The sequence below is a fragment of the Paracoccus sp. SSJ genome, assembly GCF_030234105.1.
Lineage (GTDB): Bacteria > Pseudomonadota > Alphaproteobacteria > Rhodobacterales > Rhodobacteraceae > Paracoccus > Paracoccus denitrificans.
The window spans coordinates 118,894-132,193 of the sequence record NZ_JASSPE010000010.1; the positions used below are offsets into that span (position 1 = coordinate 118,894).

The 13,300-nt window shown below is 66.8% G+C and carries 14 protein-coding genes; 8 read left to right on the plus strand and 6 right to left on the minus strand.

Annotated features, from left to right (window positions below; genetic code table 11):
- Window positions 1–188: 188 nt before the first annotated feature.
- The 5 genes from yidC (at window position 189) to QPR87_RS13005 (ending at window position 5,117) form a co-directional block, all read left to right on the plus strand.
- Entirely contained in the window at window positions 189–2,096 is a 1,908-nt protein-coding gene (gene yidC, locus QPR87_RS12985) for a membrane protein insertase YidC (protein WP_230998707.1), read from the plus strand.
- On the plus strand, window positions 2,093–2,851 hold the full coding sequence (locus tag QPR87_RS12990) for an MOSC domain-containing protein (RefSeq protein WP_285049806.1): 759 nt from the start codon (window positions 2,093–2,095) through the stop codon (window positions 2,849–2,851). The genes yidC and QPR87_RS12990 overlap by 4 nt, the downstream gene beginning before the upstream one ends.
- Window positions 2,848–3,498, plus strand: coding sequence for a ribosome biogenesis GTP-binding protein YihA/YsxC (yihA, locus tag QPR87_RS12995; protein WP_285049807.1), 651 nt, complete (start codon window positions 2,848–2,850; stop codon window positions 3,496–3,498). Before QPR87_RS12990 ends, yihA begins: the two co-directional genes overlap by 4 nt.
- Before the next feature lie 92 nt (window positions 3,499–3,590).
- A complete protein-coding gene (gene argB / locus QPR87_RS13000; RefSeq protein ID WP_041530094.1) occupies window positions 3,591–4,490 on the plus strand; it encodes an acetylglutamate kinase in 900 nt (299 codons plus the stop codon).
- Window positions 4,491–4,598: 108 nt separating this feature from the next.
- Window positions 4,599–5,117, plus strand: a complete 519-nt coding sequence (locus QPR87_RS13005; RefSeq protein WP_011747220.1) for a SixA phosphatase family protein — start codon at window positions 4,599–4,601, stop codon at window positions 5,115–5,117.
- Here QPR87_RS13005 and QPR87_RS13010 read toward each other — a convergent pair.
- The gene (locus QPR87_RS13010) at window positions 5,114–6,073 is read right to left on the minus strand and encodes a 1-phosphofructokinase family hexose kinase (protein WP_011747221.1); all 960 of its coding nucleotides are present in this window, start codon (window positions 6,071–6,073) and stop codon (window positions 5,114–5,116) included. The genes QPR87_RS13005 and QPR87_RS13010 overlap by 4 nt on opposite strands.
- Complete coding sequence (locus tag QPR87_RS13015; RefSeq protein WP_104491365.1) at window positions 6,073–6,480, minus strand: metallopeptidase family protein; 408 nt, start codon at window positions 6,478–6,480, stop codon at window positions 6,073–6,075. Before QPR87_RS13015 ends, QPR87_RS13010 begins: the two co-directional genes overlap by 1 nt.
- 78 nt (window positions 6,481–6,558) lie before the next feature.
- Here QPR87_RS13015 and gltX point away from each other — a divergent pair, with 78 nt between their 5' ends.
- Both gltX and tig read left to right on the plus strand, forming a co-directional pair.
- Window positions 6,559–7,884 carry a glutamate--tRNA ligase gene (gene gltX / locus QPR87_RS13020; RefSeq protein WP_011747223.1) on the plus strand — a complete coding sequence of 442 codons (1,326 nt, stop codon included), beginning with the start codon at window positions 6,559–6,561 and terminating at the stop codon, window positions 7,882–7,884.
- A 766-nt stretch (window positions 7,885–8,650) separates the two neighbouring features.
- Entirely contained in the window at window positions 8,651–9,985 is a 1,335-nt protein-coding gene (gene tig, locus QPR87_RS13025; protein WP_041529783.1) for a trigger factor, read from the plus strand.
- A gap of 202 nt (window positions 9,986–10,187) precedes the next feature.
- On the opposite strand, the gene QPR87_RS13030 is transcribed toward tig, so the two are convergent.
- From QPR87_RS13030 to rpsF, 4 genes are all read right to left on the minus strand, one after another.
- Complete coding sequence (locus QPR87_RS13030; protein WP_285049808.1) at window positions 10,188–10,982, minus strand: hypothetical protein; 795 nt, start codon at window positions 10,980–10,982, stop codon at window positions 10,188–10,190.
- Window positions 10,983–11,142: 160 nt separating this feature from the next.
- Window positions 11,143–11,727, minus strand: a complete 585-nt coding sequence (rplI, locus tag QPR87_RS13035) for a 50S ribosomal protein L9 (RefSeq protein WP_011747228.1) — start codon at window positions 11,725–11,727, stop codon at window positions 11,143–11,145.
- A gap of 12 nt (window positions 11,728–11,739) precedes the next feature.
- Window positions 11,740–11,967, minus strand: coding sequence for a 30S ribosomal protein S18 (gene rpsR, locus QPR87_RS13040; protein WP_011747229.1), 228 nt, complete (start codon window positions 11,965–11,967; stop codon window positions 11,740–11,742).
- Window positions 11,968–11,985: 18 nt separating this feature from the next.
- Window positions 11,986–12,381, minus strand: coding sequence for a 30S ribosomal protein S6 (gene rpsF / locus QPR87_RS13045; protein ID WP_011747230.1), 396 nt, complete (start codon window positions 12,379–12,381; stop codon window positions 11,986–11,988).
- A gap of 288 nt (window positions 12,382–12,669) precedes the next feature.
- On the opposite strand from rpsF, the gene QPR87_RS13050 reads away from it, so the two are divergent.
- Window positions 12,670–13,251 (plus strand): YceI family protein, encoded by a 582-nt coding sequence (locus QPR87_RS13050; protein ID WP_011747231.1) that lies wholly within the window; start codon window positions 12,670–12,672, stop codon window positions 13,249–13,251.
- Window positions 13,252–13,300: the final 49 nt, after the last annotated feature.

The window sequence follows — 13,300 nt, forward strand, 5'->3', positions numbered from 1 at the left end:
GGCCGAAATAGGCGCGGGCGCGTGACATGCCGGTTCGATGCGGAACGGCGCCGGGGCAAGGCGGGCAGAGCCTCGGGTCGGGTGGAAACTGACCCGGTTTTCCGGCAAATTCCCTTGACCTTTGCCGGTCGCTTCTGTTGAAGCGGCCCGAACCCTCAGACTGGGTGACGACGAAGGGCTGGTCCGGAATGCAAGACAACAACCGCAACCTCATCCTGGCGATGGTGCTTTCCGCCCTCGTCATGCTCGTCTGGTCGATCTTCTTCGCCCCCGAGCCGGTGCCGCCCGCGCAGGATACGCCAGCGGCCAGCACCCAGGGCACGGCCCAGCCCGAGGCCGGCGGTCCTGCGACGCCGGGTGCGGTGCCGCAAGGTGCGGCGCCGGAGCTGGAGGCAGCGGCGGCCAGCAGCGATCCCTCGGCCAATGCCGGGCGGGTGGCGATCGAATCCCCCTCGCTTGCGGGCACGATCTCGCTTGCGGGCGGTCGCATCGACGATCTTGAACTGACCGGCTACCGCGAGACGTTGGATACCAGGTCGCCCTTCGTGCGCCTGCTGTCGCCGACCGCGCAAACCACCGTGCAGGCCGAGGGCAGCCCGGTGGCGCCGGGCGGCGGTGCGGAACTTGCGGTGCAGAAACCCTATTACGCGGTCTATGGCTGGATGCCGGCGGCCGGCACCGATCCGGCGCTGGTTCCCGGTCCGGCTACGGTGTGGGAGGTCGAATCCGGCGCGAAGCTCGGCCCCGGCCAGCCGGTCACGCTGCGCTGGGACAACGGTGCCGGGCAGATCTTCCGCCGCACCTATGAGCTGGACGACAAGTTCCTGTTCACCGTGACCCAGACGCTGGAGAATACCGGGACCGCGCCCTTCTCGGCGGCGCCCTACGGCATCCTGGCGCGTCACGGCAAGCCCGACACCCAGAACTTCTTCGTCCTGCACGAGGGCGCAGTCGGCATGACCGACGGCAAGCTCCTGGAAAAGAAATACAAGGACATGACCAAGCTCGACCCGCTGCCGGGCGAGGGGCCTGCCGAGCTGGTCGAGGTGCAGGAGAACGGCTGGATCGGCTTTACCGACAAGTACTGGATGACCACCCTGGCGCCGGCGCCCGGCCAGTCCTTTACCGCGGTGGCGAAATACGCCCCCGGCGCCGACATCTACCAGACCGAGGCGCGGATGCCGGTGCAGACCGTCGCCCCCGGCGCGACCGGCACCAGCTCCAGCTATCTTTTCGCCGGCGCCAAGGTCTGGGAGGTCATCAACGGCTATCAGACCAATCCCGGCATCGACCGTTTCGTCGATTCCATCGACTGGGGCTGGTTCTACTTCCTGACCAAGCCGATCTTCCGCCTGCTGCACTGGCTGCATGGCATGATCGGCAACATGGGCTGGGCGATCATCGCGCTGACCTTCGTGCTGAAGCTGCTGGTCTTCCCGCTGGCGCGCAAATCCTACATCTCGATGGCGAAGATGAAGGAGCTGCAACCGCAGATGGAGGCGATCAAGGAACGCACCGGCGACGACCGGATGAAGTTCCAGAAAGAGGTGATGGAGCTTTACAAGCGCGAAAAGGTGAACCCCGCCGCGGGCTGCCTGCCGGTGCTGCTGCAGATCCCGATCTTCTTTGCGCTCTACAAGGTGATCTTCGTCACCATCGAGTTGCGCCACGCGCCCTGGATCGGCTGGATTCGCGACCTTGCGGCGCCCGATCCGTCGAGCCTGTGGAACCTGTTCGGCCTGCTGCCCTGGGCGGCGCCGGGCCAGGGCAGCTTCCTGCACAGCTTTACCCTGCCGGTGCTGGCGATCCTGCTGGGCGTTTCGATGTGGATGCAGCAAAAGCTGAACCCGGCCCCCACCGATCCGGCGCAGAAGATGATCTTCGCCTGGATGCCCTGGGTGTTCATGTTCATGCTGGGCGGCTTTGCCTCGGGGCTGGTGCTTTACTGGATCACCAACAACACCATCACCATCATCCAGCAGTATACGATCATGTCGATGCACGGCCACCGGCCGGACTTCTTCGGCAATATCCGCTCCAGCCTGCCCTCGCGGGCCAAGGCAGGGGACAAGGGCGGGGACAAGGGCGGCAAATGACCGCCCGTATCGCCCGGATACGCCGGCATCCGATCAAGGCGATCGGCGGCGAGGACCTGCGCCGCACCCGTCTGGATGCGGCGCGACGCCTGCCGGGGGACCGGCTCTGGGCCCTGCTGACCGAGGGGGGAGAGCACCATGCCGGCGATGTGCCGGGGCGCTGGCTGCCGAAATCCTGTTTCCTGCGCGGTGCGGCCTCGACCGGGCTGCAGGCCGTCCAAGGCGGCTGGGGAGAGGGGGCGGAGGGGGGGCGCATCCGCCTGACCCATCCCGACCTACCCGACCTGGATTTCGACCCCGCGACCGAGGGGCCGCGTCTCGTGGAATGGGTGCGCCCGCTCTGGTCGGCGGAAAAGCCGGCGCCGACGCGGCTCGTGCGCGGTCCGACCGGCTGGACCGACGCGAACCAGCCCTGGATCTCGATTCTGTCGCTGTCGAGCCTGGCCGACCTGGAAGCGCGGCTGGGCAAGCCTCTGGGCGTCGAACGCTGGCGCGGCAACCTCTGGCTTGAGGGCTGGGCGCCTTATGCCGAGCGTGACCTGATCGGCCATGTGCTGACCGTGGGCACGGTCGAGCTGCGCGTGACCGAAACCATCGGCCGCTGTCCGGCGACCAGTGCCGATCCTGCCACGGGCCGCATCGACATCGACATGCCCGCGGCGCTGGAGGCGCAATTCGGCCATCGCGATTTCGGCATCTATGCCGAGGTGGTGACCGGCGGCGACATCGCCCTGGGTAACGAGGTGCAAGCATGAAGGTCGCCTTCCCCATCGCCCCCGAGCCCGACGCCGAGTCGGCCGAGGCCGCGCGCCTGCTCTTTGCCGGCCCGGTGGATTTCCTGAAGGGCGTGGTCGCCATGGACGGGCTGCCGCCCGCGGACCGTCCCGAGGTCTGCTTTGCCGGCCGCTCGAATGCCGGAAAGTCCAGCCTCATCAACGCGCTGACGGGGCGCAAGTCGCTGGCGCGCGCCTCGAACACGCCGGGCCGCACGCAGGAGATCAACTATTTCACCCTGGGCGAGCGGGCCTATCTGGTGGACCTGCCGGGCTATGGCTTCGCCAAGGCCCCGGTCGCGGTGGTGGCGAAATGGCAGGCGCTGCTGAAGAATTACCTGGCCGGCCGGCCGACCCTGCGCCGGGCCTTCACGCTGATCGATTCGCGCCATGGCGTGAAGGATGTCGATCACGAGATCATGAAGCTGCTGGACCGTTCGGCCGTGCCCTTCCAGGTCGTGCTGACCAAGGCCGACAAGATCGGCGCGCAGGCCATGGAGGCCACCGTCGCGCAGGTGCAGGAGGCGTTGCAAAAGCATCCCGCCGCCTATCCTGAACTTGTGATCACAAGCTCGGAGAAGGGGCAGGGCATCGCCACGCTGCGCGCCATCATCGCCAGTCTTGACTGAGCCGAATCCTGGCCGCGGCGCTCTGGACTGATCGGCGCCCGCGTCCTAGGGTCGGTTGCGACGAACAGGGGCCTTCGATGAGAAAGCAGAAGATGAACCGTGACTGGATCGCCACCGCCCGCACTCTGTCCGAGGCCCTGCCGTATATGCAGCGCTATTCGGGCGCCGTGGTGGTGGTGAAGTTCGGCGGCAATGCCATGGGCGACGACGAGGCCATGGCCGAATTCGCCCGCGACATCGTGCTGATGAAGCAGGTCGGCATCCATCCGGTCGTCTGCCACGGCGGCGGCCCGATGATCAACGACCTGCTGGGCAAGCTGGGCATCGAAAGCCGCTTCGTGCGCGGCAAGCGCGTCACCACCCGCGAGACGGTCGAGGTGGTCGAGATGGTGCTGTCGGGCCTTGTGAACAAGCGCATCGTGCAGGCGATCAACGATGCCGGCGGCCGCGCGGTCGGCATTTCCGGCAAGGACGACGACCTGATGGTCTGCGAGCCGGACGACCCGGAGCTGGGCTTTGTCGGCCGCCCGGTCGAGATGAACGTGCAGATCATCCGCGACCTCTACAATGCCGGGCTGATCCCGGTCATCGCCCCGGTGGCGACGGGGATGGAGGATAACGAGACCTTCAACGTCAACGGCGACACGGCGGCGGGGGCGATAGCCGGCGCGCTCAGGGCCGACCGGCTGCTGCTTCTGACGGATGTCGCGGGCGTCAAGGATGCCTCGGGCGAGGTGTTGACCGCGATGCATCCCGACCAGGTGCGGGCGATGATCGCCGACGGCACCATCGCCGGCGGCATGATCCCCAAGACCGAGACGGCGCTGAAGGCGCTGGACGAGGGCGTGCGCGCGGTGGTGATCCTGGACGGGCGGGTGCCGAACGCTTGCCTGCTGGAATTGTTCACCGAGCATGGCGCGGGTTCGCTGATCCGCTCGACCGAGCCGCGGGTCAAGCCGCGCGGCTTGCGTCAGGGCGACAGCGGGCTGTGAGCCCGGGCGCGCGCGAGGGGTGAAGACAGGGCTTGCCCGCGCGGCGGAAGCTATGGCAGGCTCGGTCCCGCTGCCCAACCTTAACCGCATGACCGAAAAGGCAATTCGATGACTCCACTCGGACACTGCCGCCTGATCCTGACCCGTCATGCCAAATCGTCCTGGGACGATCCGGCGCAACCGGATCACGACCGGCCGCTGAACGCGCGCGGCCGCCGCTCGGCCCGTGAATTGGGCGATTGGCTGGCCAGCCGCGGCTATGAGCCCGAGGAAGTGCTGTGCTCGACCGCCGAGCGCACGCGCGAGACCTGGGCCGGCATCGCCATGGCGCCGCTGGAGGTGCGGCCGCATATCCGTTACGAGCCGGGCCTTTACCACGCCACGCCCGAGAAGATGCTGGAGATCCTGCGCAGCGCCTCGGCGCCCACGGTGATGATGATCGGCCACAATCCCGGCATCGCGGAATTCGCCGCCATGTTGCCGGCGCGGGCGCCGCTGGACCCGGATTTCCGTCGCTATCCGACGGCGGCGACCCTGGTGGTCGACTTCCAGATCGGCGCCTGGTCCGAACTGCGCCCGGCGCAGGGCAGCGTGCTGGATTTCGTGCGCATGGACGGGCGCGGCTAGGCGCCCATCCGCGTGACCATGCGGGCGGCGAACAGCCGCTCGACATCCTCGCCCCGGCACAGCTCGGTCGCGGGGGTCTGCACTGTCGCCGAGGCGGCGGCCGCCGCCAGCCCCAGCGCATCGCAGACCGGCCAGCCGCGGGCATGGCCCAGCGTGAAGCCGGCCAGGAAACTGTCGCCGGCGCCGACCTTGCTGACCACCTGCACCCGCGCGGCCTCGGCATGCCAGATGCCCTGGTCGGTGGCGATGATATTGCCGTCGCGACCGCGTGCCACGATCACCCCATGCGCCGCACCCGAGGCGACGAGCCCCGCCGCGAAGGCGGCCGTGTCGGCGCGATAGGGCAGGGGCCGGCCGGCCAGCCCCTGGGCCTCTTCGTCGTCCATGCGCAGGATCTCGACCCGGCGGTCGGTGGCGGATGCGACCTCGGCCAGCGCCTTGCCCGAGGTGTCGACGATCAGCCGCGCGCCGGTGCCGCGCAGCCGCTCGGCCAGCATGGCGGCAAAGCGCACCGGCACCCCCGGCGGGTTCGAGCCCGACAGCACCACCAGCGCACCGGGCGCGGCTGCCCCGGCGGCGGTGTCCAGCGCGGCCTCGACATCGGCCGCGGACCATTCCGGGCCGGGCATGACGAAACGGTATTGCTGGCGGATGGTGCGGTCGTCCACGGTCAGGGACTGCCGCGTCTCGCCCGGCGCGGGCAGGGTCATGAGCGGGATGCCGGTTTCCTCCAGCAGCCCGGCGATGCGTTGCCCGGTCGCGCCGCCAAGCGCCACCAGCGCGGTGCTGTCGCCACCCATGGCGCGGATCGCCCGGCTGACATTGATGCCGCCGCCGCCCGGGTCGAAGCGCGGCGCCTCGCAGCGCAGCTTGATGTCGGGCACCACCTGCCGCGCGGCGGTGGTGACGTCCAGCGCCGGGTTCAGCGTGATGGTCAGGATCGGTGCCTGATCCATCATTCCCACCAGCGGTCGATGGTGGCGATGTCGTCGTCGGACCAGCCGAAATGATGGGCGAATTCATGGACCACGACATGCGCGACCAACTGGCCCAGCGTCACGTCCCCGCGCGAGGCCCATTCGTCCAGGATGGCGCGGCGGAACAGCCAGACCGTATCGGGGAAATGCTGGGGATCGGTCGCCGATTTCTCGGTCATCGGCACGCCGTCGTAAAGCCCGGTCAGCTCCAGCGGATCGTCGATCTCCAGCTCGTCCAGGAACTCTTCGCTGGCGAAATCCTCGATGCGCAGCACGACCTGCGCCGCGGGACCGGCGAATTCCGGCGGCAGCCCGGCGATCGCCTCGCGCGCCAGTTCCTCGATCATGGCCGCGTCGGGGGCCTCGGCATTCTTCCAGTCAAGCATCGGCTAACCTCTGTCTTTGGTCCCGATATGGACAAAAACCGCCGTTTGTGAAAGAGCGAAGCGGACAGGAGACCTCCCATGACCACCACCCGTTTCGCCCCTTCGCCCACCGGCCATATCCATGTCGGCAACCTGCGCACGGCGCTGATGAACTATCTGATCGCGCGCAAGGCGGGCGGCACCTTCATCCTGCGGCTGGACGATACCGACCGCGAGCGGTCCAAGCAGGAATATGCCGACGGCATCCAGCGCGACCTGGAATGGCTGGGCCTGACCTGGGACCGGATCGAGCGGCAGTCGGACCGGCTGGACCGCTATGCCGAGGCCGCCGAGGGGCTGCGCGCCGCCGGGCGGCTCTACGAGGTGTTCGAGACCCCGACCGAACTGGACCTGAAGCGCAAGAAGCAGCTCAACATGGGCAAGCCGCCGGTCTATGATCGCGCCGGCCTGAAGCTTTCGGCCGAGGACAAGGACAGGCTGCGCGCCGAGGGCCGTGCCGGCTATTGGCGCTTTCTGCTGGATCAGGAGCGGATCGAGTGGGCCGACGGCATCCTGGGCGATATTTCCATCGATGCGGCCAGCGTCTCGGACCCGGTGCTGATCCGCGCCGACGGGCAGGTGCTTTATACCTTTGCCAGCTCGGTCGACGATGCCGAGATGGGCGTGACCCATATCGTGCGCGGCGCCGACCATGTCACCAATACCGCGACGCAGATCCAGATCATCCGCGCCCTGGGGTCCGAGCCGCCGGCCTTTGCCCATCACAGCCTGCTGACCGGCGCGCAGGGCGAGGAGCTGTCCAAGCGGCTGGGCACGCTGTCGATCCGCGACCTGCGCGAAAGCGGCGTGGCGCCCGAGGCGCTCTTGTCGCTGATGGCGCGGCTGGGCTCGTCGCAGCCGGTCGAGCTGAAGATGTCGCTGGACGAACTGGCCGAAGGGTTCGATCTGGGCCAGTTCGGCGCCTCGCCCACCAAGTTCGATGCCGAGGATCTGTGGCCGCTGACCCGCGAGGCGAACCAGTCGCGCCCCCTCGCCGAGGTCCGGGACCGCATTGCCGCGCTTGGCGTGCCCGACGAACTGGTCGAGCGGTTCTGGCGCGTCGCCTCGCAGAACATCACCAAGCTGGACGATCTGGCCGGCTGGTGGCAGATCTTCTCGACGGGGGCCGAGCCGCAGATCGATCCCGAGGATGCCGATTTCATCGCCGAGGCGATGAAGCTGCTGCCGCCGCCGCCCTATACCGATGCGACCTGGGGCGAGTTCACCAATGCGGTGAAACAGGCGACCGGCCGCAAGGGCAAGGGCCTGTTCATGCCGCTGCGCAAGGCGCTGACCGGCCAGGCGCATGGGCCGGACATGTCCGAGGTCATGCCGCTGTTGCAGGTCGTGCGCGCGCGCGGCTGATTTCAGCCCCGGTGCAATGCGAAAAGGCCGCCTGGGAAGGCGGCCTTTGCCATTTCGAGAACTGTTGTCTCAAGTCTCTGATTTGATCGTTTTGTTTGCCATGGCACACAATCGCCATGAGCGAGTCGGGGCAGATCCTGCCTGATAAACATGCAATCGTGACTGGGGGAATCCGGCAGTTCCCTGCCGTTTCACAACCGGGCGGGGGCAGACATGCACCCGCCCGGTCAGGTTTGAACAAACAACAAAAGAACCGCTTACCAAGGTTAACAAACAACCGCTTACGGAACGATGCCTGTATGCACTGCCGGCAGGAAGAAGGGAATATATCCATAAGTTAGGTTACGTTTGCTGACCTAATAACGGCAGCTCGTTGATTTCCCGGGGGCTGCAACTTCTGGCTGTAGATCGCGTCGGCAAGCGAAAGATCGCTTGCCCTAACTGACCTCGCGTCAATCGAATCCCGACGGGCAGTCGATCCGCGATGAAGCCATAATGCCCAATTCAACCAAGGACTGCCGGGTGATCCGTCCTTTCGCCCCTGGGTCGCATCGGGGTCGGGTATTTTCCTGCATTGCCTCTTGGGGCGTGCAGTCCGAAACCCGGCGCAGGCACCGCGAATCCCGCCTTCGTCCTTGCTATGCGGGGCAAAATCCCATAGCTAGCGCGCTGAAACAGGCGGGGGCGCGGGACGGCAGGTCCTGGCGCCGGTGAGGTCGTAATGCCTCTGGGACCCGCGCGATGGTTCGTGGATGAAGGAAGACAAATGCAGGTCAAGGAAACCCAGAACGAAGGGCTGAAGCGGGGCTATGAATTCACCCTGCCGGCGGCCGACCTGGCGGCGCAGGTGGATGCGAAGCTGAAAGAGGCCCAGCCCGAGGTCGAGATGAAGGGCTTCCGCAAGGGCAAGGTGCCGATGGCGCTGCTGAAGAAGCAGTTCGGCCAGCGTATCATGGGCGATGCCATGCAAGAGGCCATCGACAAGGCGCTGCGCGACCATCTGGAGAAATCGGGCGACCGTCCCGCCCTTCAGCCCAAGATCGAGATGGTCAACGGCGAGACCTGGAAAGAGGGCGACGACGTCGTCGTCACCGTCGCCTATGAGGCTCTGCCGGCCATTCCGGAAGCCGACCTCTCGGGCGTCGAGCTGGAGCGGCTGGTGGTCGAGGCCAGCGAGGAGCAGGTGACCGAGGCGCTGGAGAACCTGGCCAAGAACGCCCAGAGCTTCGAGGATCGCAAGAAGGGCACCAAGGCCAAGGACGGCGATCAGATCGTGATCGACTTCAAGGGCATGGTCGATGGCGAAGCCTTCGAGGGCGGTTCGGCCGAGGACTATCCCCTGGTGCTGGGCTCCAAGAGCTTCATTCCCGGCTTCGAGGAACAGCTGGTCGGCGCCAAGGCCGGCGACGAAGTCAAGGTCGAGGTGAAATTCCCCGAGGATTACGGCCACCCGGCTTTGGCCGGCAAGGACGCGGTCTTCGAGACCACCGTCAAGGCGGTGAAGGCGCCGAAGGCGGCCGAGATCGACGACGAACTGGCCAAGAAGTTCGGCGCCGAGAGCCTGGACGCGCTGAAGGGCCAGATCCGCGAGCGGCTGGAGGCCGAATACAAGGGCGCCTCGCGCCAGGTACTCAAGCGCACGCTGCTGGATCGGCTGGACGAGATGGTCAAGTTCGACCTGCCCGAATCGCTGGTCGAGGCCGAGGCGCACCAGATCGCGCATCAGCTCTGGCACGAGGAGCATCCGGAGGAGCACGGCCATAACCATGGCGAGATCGAGCCGACGGACGAGCACAAGAAGCTGGCCGAGCGCCGCGTCCGCCTGGGCCTGCTGCTGGCCGAGATCGGCCAGAAGGCCGAGATCACCGTCTCGGATCAGGAGATGACCCAGGCCGTGCTGCGCCAGGCCCGTCAGTTCCCGGGCCAGGAGCGCGCCTTCTTCGAGTTCATCCAGCAGAACCCGCAGGCGCAGCAGCAGTTGCGCGCGCCGATCTTCGAGGACAAGGTCGTGGACCATATCGTCGAGGGCGCCAAGGTTTCGGAAAAGCCCGTGACCAAGGACGAGCTGGAAAAGGCCATCGAGGCGCTGGATCAGGTCTGATCCGCGTTTTGATCGCAATGAGAGAGGCCGCCCGTTGGGGCGGCCTTTTTCGTTGTCGTATCAAGGTGGCGCGGGCGGGATCGTGGCACGGCTGCGCAGGTGAGTATTTTTGGAACGAAGAAGTCTTGGCCGGACCGCGGGGCGATGCCGCGCTGGCGGCACGGAAAGGCTGACTAGGTATTGGGGAACGGACCGTTTGGCGTCAGAGTCGGTGCACGCGAGGATTGTGGTCGGCGGGCCCGCCGGGGTCGGGCCCCTCCATCGGGTCGTGCAGCAACGGGTCGTCGCGCAGGTCCGGCATATGCGCGCCGTGGCGTTTGTCTTGCGACGAAGCGCGGGGCTGCGGCGGGCTGGGCTTGCGGTCGATGATGTCGCGCACCATTGCCGCGGCATCGCCGAATTCCTGCACGATGGTGCTGGCTTGTCCGGCGACGGTGCGGAAGCCGGCCACGGCAGCCGTCAGCGCCCGCATCACGTTCTCGACGCCGTTGGTCAGGCTGGCGGTGTTGGCCTCGACCTCTTGCAGCAGGCCCTGCCGCGGTGGGCGGCGGCCGGGGCGGGGGTGCTTGGGTTCCGCTTCGGGCCTTGCCGTGCGGCGGGCCTCGTGCTGCCGAGGCGGGGGCGGCGCTGCAGGCTTGCGAGCGGCCGGATCGGGCGCGACATGCTGCGGCGCGAAGCTGTCGTGGCGGCGTTGCGGGGGCGTGTTTGGGGAGGCGAGGCCCAGCAGGTGCCGCGCGGCGATGACGCCGCCGGCGGTCAGCGCCGCCGCAGCCACCCCGGTGCCGCCCAGCACCAGCCATTTCGCCCCGCGAGAGGGGCGGGGCCAAGGCCGGCTGCCATCGGGCGAGACATTGCCATGCGGGGGGATGCGGCGCGATTCCACCGGCCCCGGCGGGTGGCGATGGCCCTTGGGCACCGGGCGGGGGCCGAAGCGGGTCTGGCTGGTTTCGTCGGCCTCGGTGCGGGTGATCGGCGGCAGGTCGTCCTGGTGGCGCATTCCGGCAAATCCTCTGGCGAAGGGGCGCTTTGTGCCTCAACCCCGAAATCCGGTGAATGTTCCGCCGCCCGCGCGTCGTGGGCAAGGGGCGCTGCCGTCCGGGCATGAAAAAACGCGCCGAGGTTGCGGCGCGTTCTTCCGTTTTCCGATGAAGGCGCGATCAGTTCGCGGCTTCGTCCTCGTCGCGGCCGGCCGAGCCGATGTCGTCGAACAGTTCCGCGATCTCGAATTCCGCGGCGGCTTCCTCTTCGGCGGCCAGTTCCTGGATCGACTTGCCCGACGCCTGGAGTTCGGCCTCTTCGGCCGAGCGGGCGACGTTCAGCTTGATCGTCACATCGACTTCCGGGTGCAGGTGCACGCGGACCTCGTGCAGGCCCAGCTCCTTGATCGGGGCGGTCAGGACGACCTGACGACGCTCGACCGCAAAGCCTTCGGCAATGGCGACATCGGCGGCGTCACGCGGGGTGACCGAGCCGTAGAGCGCGCCGGCATCCGAGGCGGAGCGGATGATGACGAAGGTCTGGCCGTCGAGCTTCTCGGCGATCTTCTCGGCTTCGGCGCGGGTCTCGTCGTTGCGCGAGGCGAGTTCGGCCTTGCGGGCTTCGAAGGCCTGGATATTGGCGTCCGAGGCGCGCAGCGCCTTGCCCTGCGGCAGAAGGAAGTTGCGGGCAAAGCCGTCCTTGACTTTGACCACTTCGCCCATCTGGCCCAGCTTGGCCACGCGTTCCAGCAGGATGACTTGCATGATCGTCTCTCCTTACTTCACGGCATAGGGCAGCAGGGCGAGGAAGCGGGCGCGCTTGATGGCGCGCGCCAGTTCGCGCTGCTTCTTGGCCGAGACGGCGGTGATGCGCGAGGGCACGATCTTGCCGCGTTCACTGATGTAACGCTGAAGCAGGCGCGTGTCCTTGTAGTCGATGGCGGGGGCGTTGTCGCCCGAGAAGGGGCAGACTTTCCGGCGGCGGAAGAAGGGTTTGTTGGCCATGATCCTGGTTCCTTTCCCTTAGTTCCGGTCGTCGCGGTCACGACGCTCGCGGCGTTCGCCGCGGTCGCCACGATCACCGCGCTCGCGCTCGTCGCGCTTCTGCATCTGGACCGAGGGGCCGTCCTTGTGCTCGTCCACGCGGACGGTCAGCACGCGCATGACGTCGTCATGCAGGCGGGCAAGGCGCTCCATCTCCTGCACGGCGGCCGAGGGGGCGTCCGAACGCAGGTAGGCGTAGTGGCCCTTGCGGTTCTTGTTGATCTTGTAGGCGAGCGTGCGCACGCCCCAGTATTCGTTGTCCACGACCTTGCCGCCGTTGTCGGCGATCACGGTCGAGAAATGTTCGATCAGCCCTTCGGCCTGCGCGTTCGACAGGTCCTGGCGAGCGATCAGCACATGCTCGTAAAGCGGCATGTCTGCACCTTTCATCGGGGCGCACTTCAACGGCGGGACAACCCTTCCGCGCCCCGCCACGAGAGGCTGCGCCGGTTTCGCATTTGCGGAAGGATGCGGCCTTATAGCGATCACGCTGGGGAATGCAAGGCAAAACCCTGGAAAGTGCCGCAAGATCGCCGCTGCGGCGAAACAGTTTCCGCGCTGCGGCGAAACACGAAAATGTCAGGGGCTTTGTCGGAAACCCTTGTTGATGCTTGGGCATTTTCTGGCAGAACCGTGCATGACATTTTCAATCCGGAGTCCAGAATGAAACCCATCCTTGCCCCCGTCGCCGCGATCACCCTGTTCGGCGCCACCGCCGCCATGGCCGAGCCGGTCGTCTACGACTTCGATCCCTCGCACAGCCAAGTCGTCTTCGAATACAACCACATGGGCTTTTCGACCAGCACGGGCATCATCAACGGTGTCACCGGCAAGCTGACGCTGGATGCCGAGAACCCCGCCAATTCCAGCGTCGAGGCGACCATCCCGCTGTCGGGGCTTCGCACCGTGTCCGAGGAACTGGACAAGCACCTGTTCGGGCCGGATTTCTTCAACACCGATGCCAGCGGCGCGGTCGCGACCTTCAAGTCGACCAAGGTCGAGCCCGAGGACGACAAGGAAGCGAAGGTGACGGGCGATCTGACGCTGAACGGGGTGACCAAGCAGGTCGTGCTGGATGTCGACCTGAACCAGATCGCCGCCCACCCGATGACCGGCAAGGAGGCCGCCGGCTTCGATGCCGAGGCCGAGATCAAGCGTTCGGAGTTCAACCTGGGCAAGTTCGCCCCGGCCGTCGAGGACGAGGTCGAGATCAAGATCACCGTCGAAGCCGTCAAGGCCGACTGATCCGCCGCACGGATCGCAAGCGAAAAAGGGGCCCCCGAGAGGGCCCCTT

Excerpts from the sequence above, each read along its gene's own strand:
- rpsF (WP_011747230.1), bottom strand. The coding sequence starts at position 12,381 with ATGCCGCTTTACGAGCATGTGCTGATCGCTCGCCAGGACCTGTCGAAC.
- rplI (WP_011747228.1), bottom strand. The coding sequence starts at position 11,727 with ATGCAAGTCATCCTGCTGGAACGCGTGGCCAAGCTGGGCCAGATGGGC.
- tig (WP_041529783.1), top strand. The coding sequence starts at position 8,651 with ATGCAGGTCAAGGAAACCCAGAACGAAGGGCTGAAGCGGGGCTATGAA.
- QPR87_RS13010 (WP_011747221.1), bottom strand. The coding sequence starts at position 6,073 with ATGGATCAGGCACCGATCCTGACCATCACGCTGAACCCGGCGCTGGAC.
- yidC (WP_230998707.1), top strand. The coding sequence starts at position 189 with ATGCAAGACAACAACCGCAACCTCATCCTGGCGATGGTGCTTTCCGCC.
- rpsR (WP_011747229.1), bottom strand. The coding sequence starts at position 11,967 with ATGGCCAACAAACCCTTCTTCCGCCGCCGGAAAGTCTGCCCCTTCTCG.
- QPR87_RS13005 (WP_011747220.1), top strand. The coding sequence starts at position 4,599 with ATGACTCCACTCGGACACTGCCGCCTGATCCTGACCCGTCATGCCAAA.
- QPR87_RS12990 (WP_285049806.1), top strand. The coding sequence starts at position 2,093 with ATGACCGCCCGTATCGCCCGGATACGCCGGCATCCGATCAAGGCGATC.
- argB (WP_041530094.1), top strand. The coding sequence starts at position 3,591 with ATGAACCGTGACTGGATCGCCACCGCCCGCACTCTGTCCGAGGCCCTG.
- yihA (WP_285049807.1), top strand. The coding sequence starts at position 2,848 with ATGAAGGTCGCCTTCCCCATCGCCCCCGAGCCCGACGCCGAGTCGGCC.
- QPR87_RS13015 (WP_104491365.1), bottom strand. The coding sequence starts at position 6,480 with ATGCTTGACTGGAAGAATGCCGAGGCCCCCGACGCGGCCATGATCGAG.
- QPR87_RS13030 (WP_285049808.1), bottom strand. The coding sequence starts at position 10,982 with ATGCGCCACCAGGACGACCTGCCGCCGATCACCCGCACCGAGGCCGAC.
- QPR87_RS13050 (WP_011747231.1), top strand. The coding sequence starts at position 12,670 with ATGAAACCCATCCTTGCCCCCGTCGCCGCGATCACCCTGTTCGGCGCC.
- gltX (WP_011747223.1), top strand. The coding sequence starts at position 6,559 with ATGACCACCACCCGTTTCGCCCCTTCGCCCACCGGCCATATCCATGTC.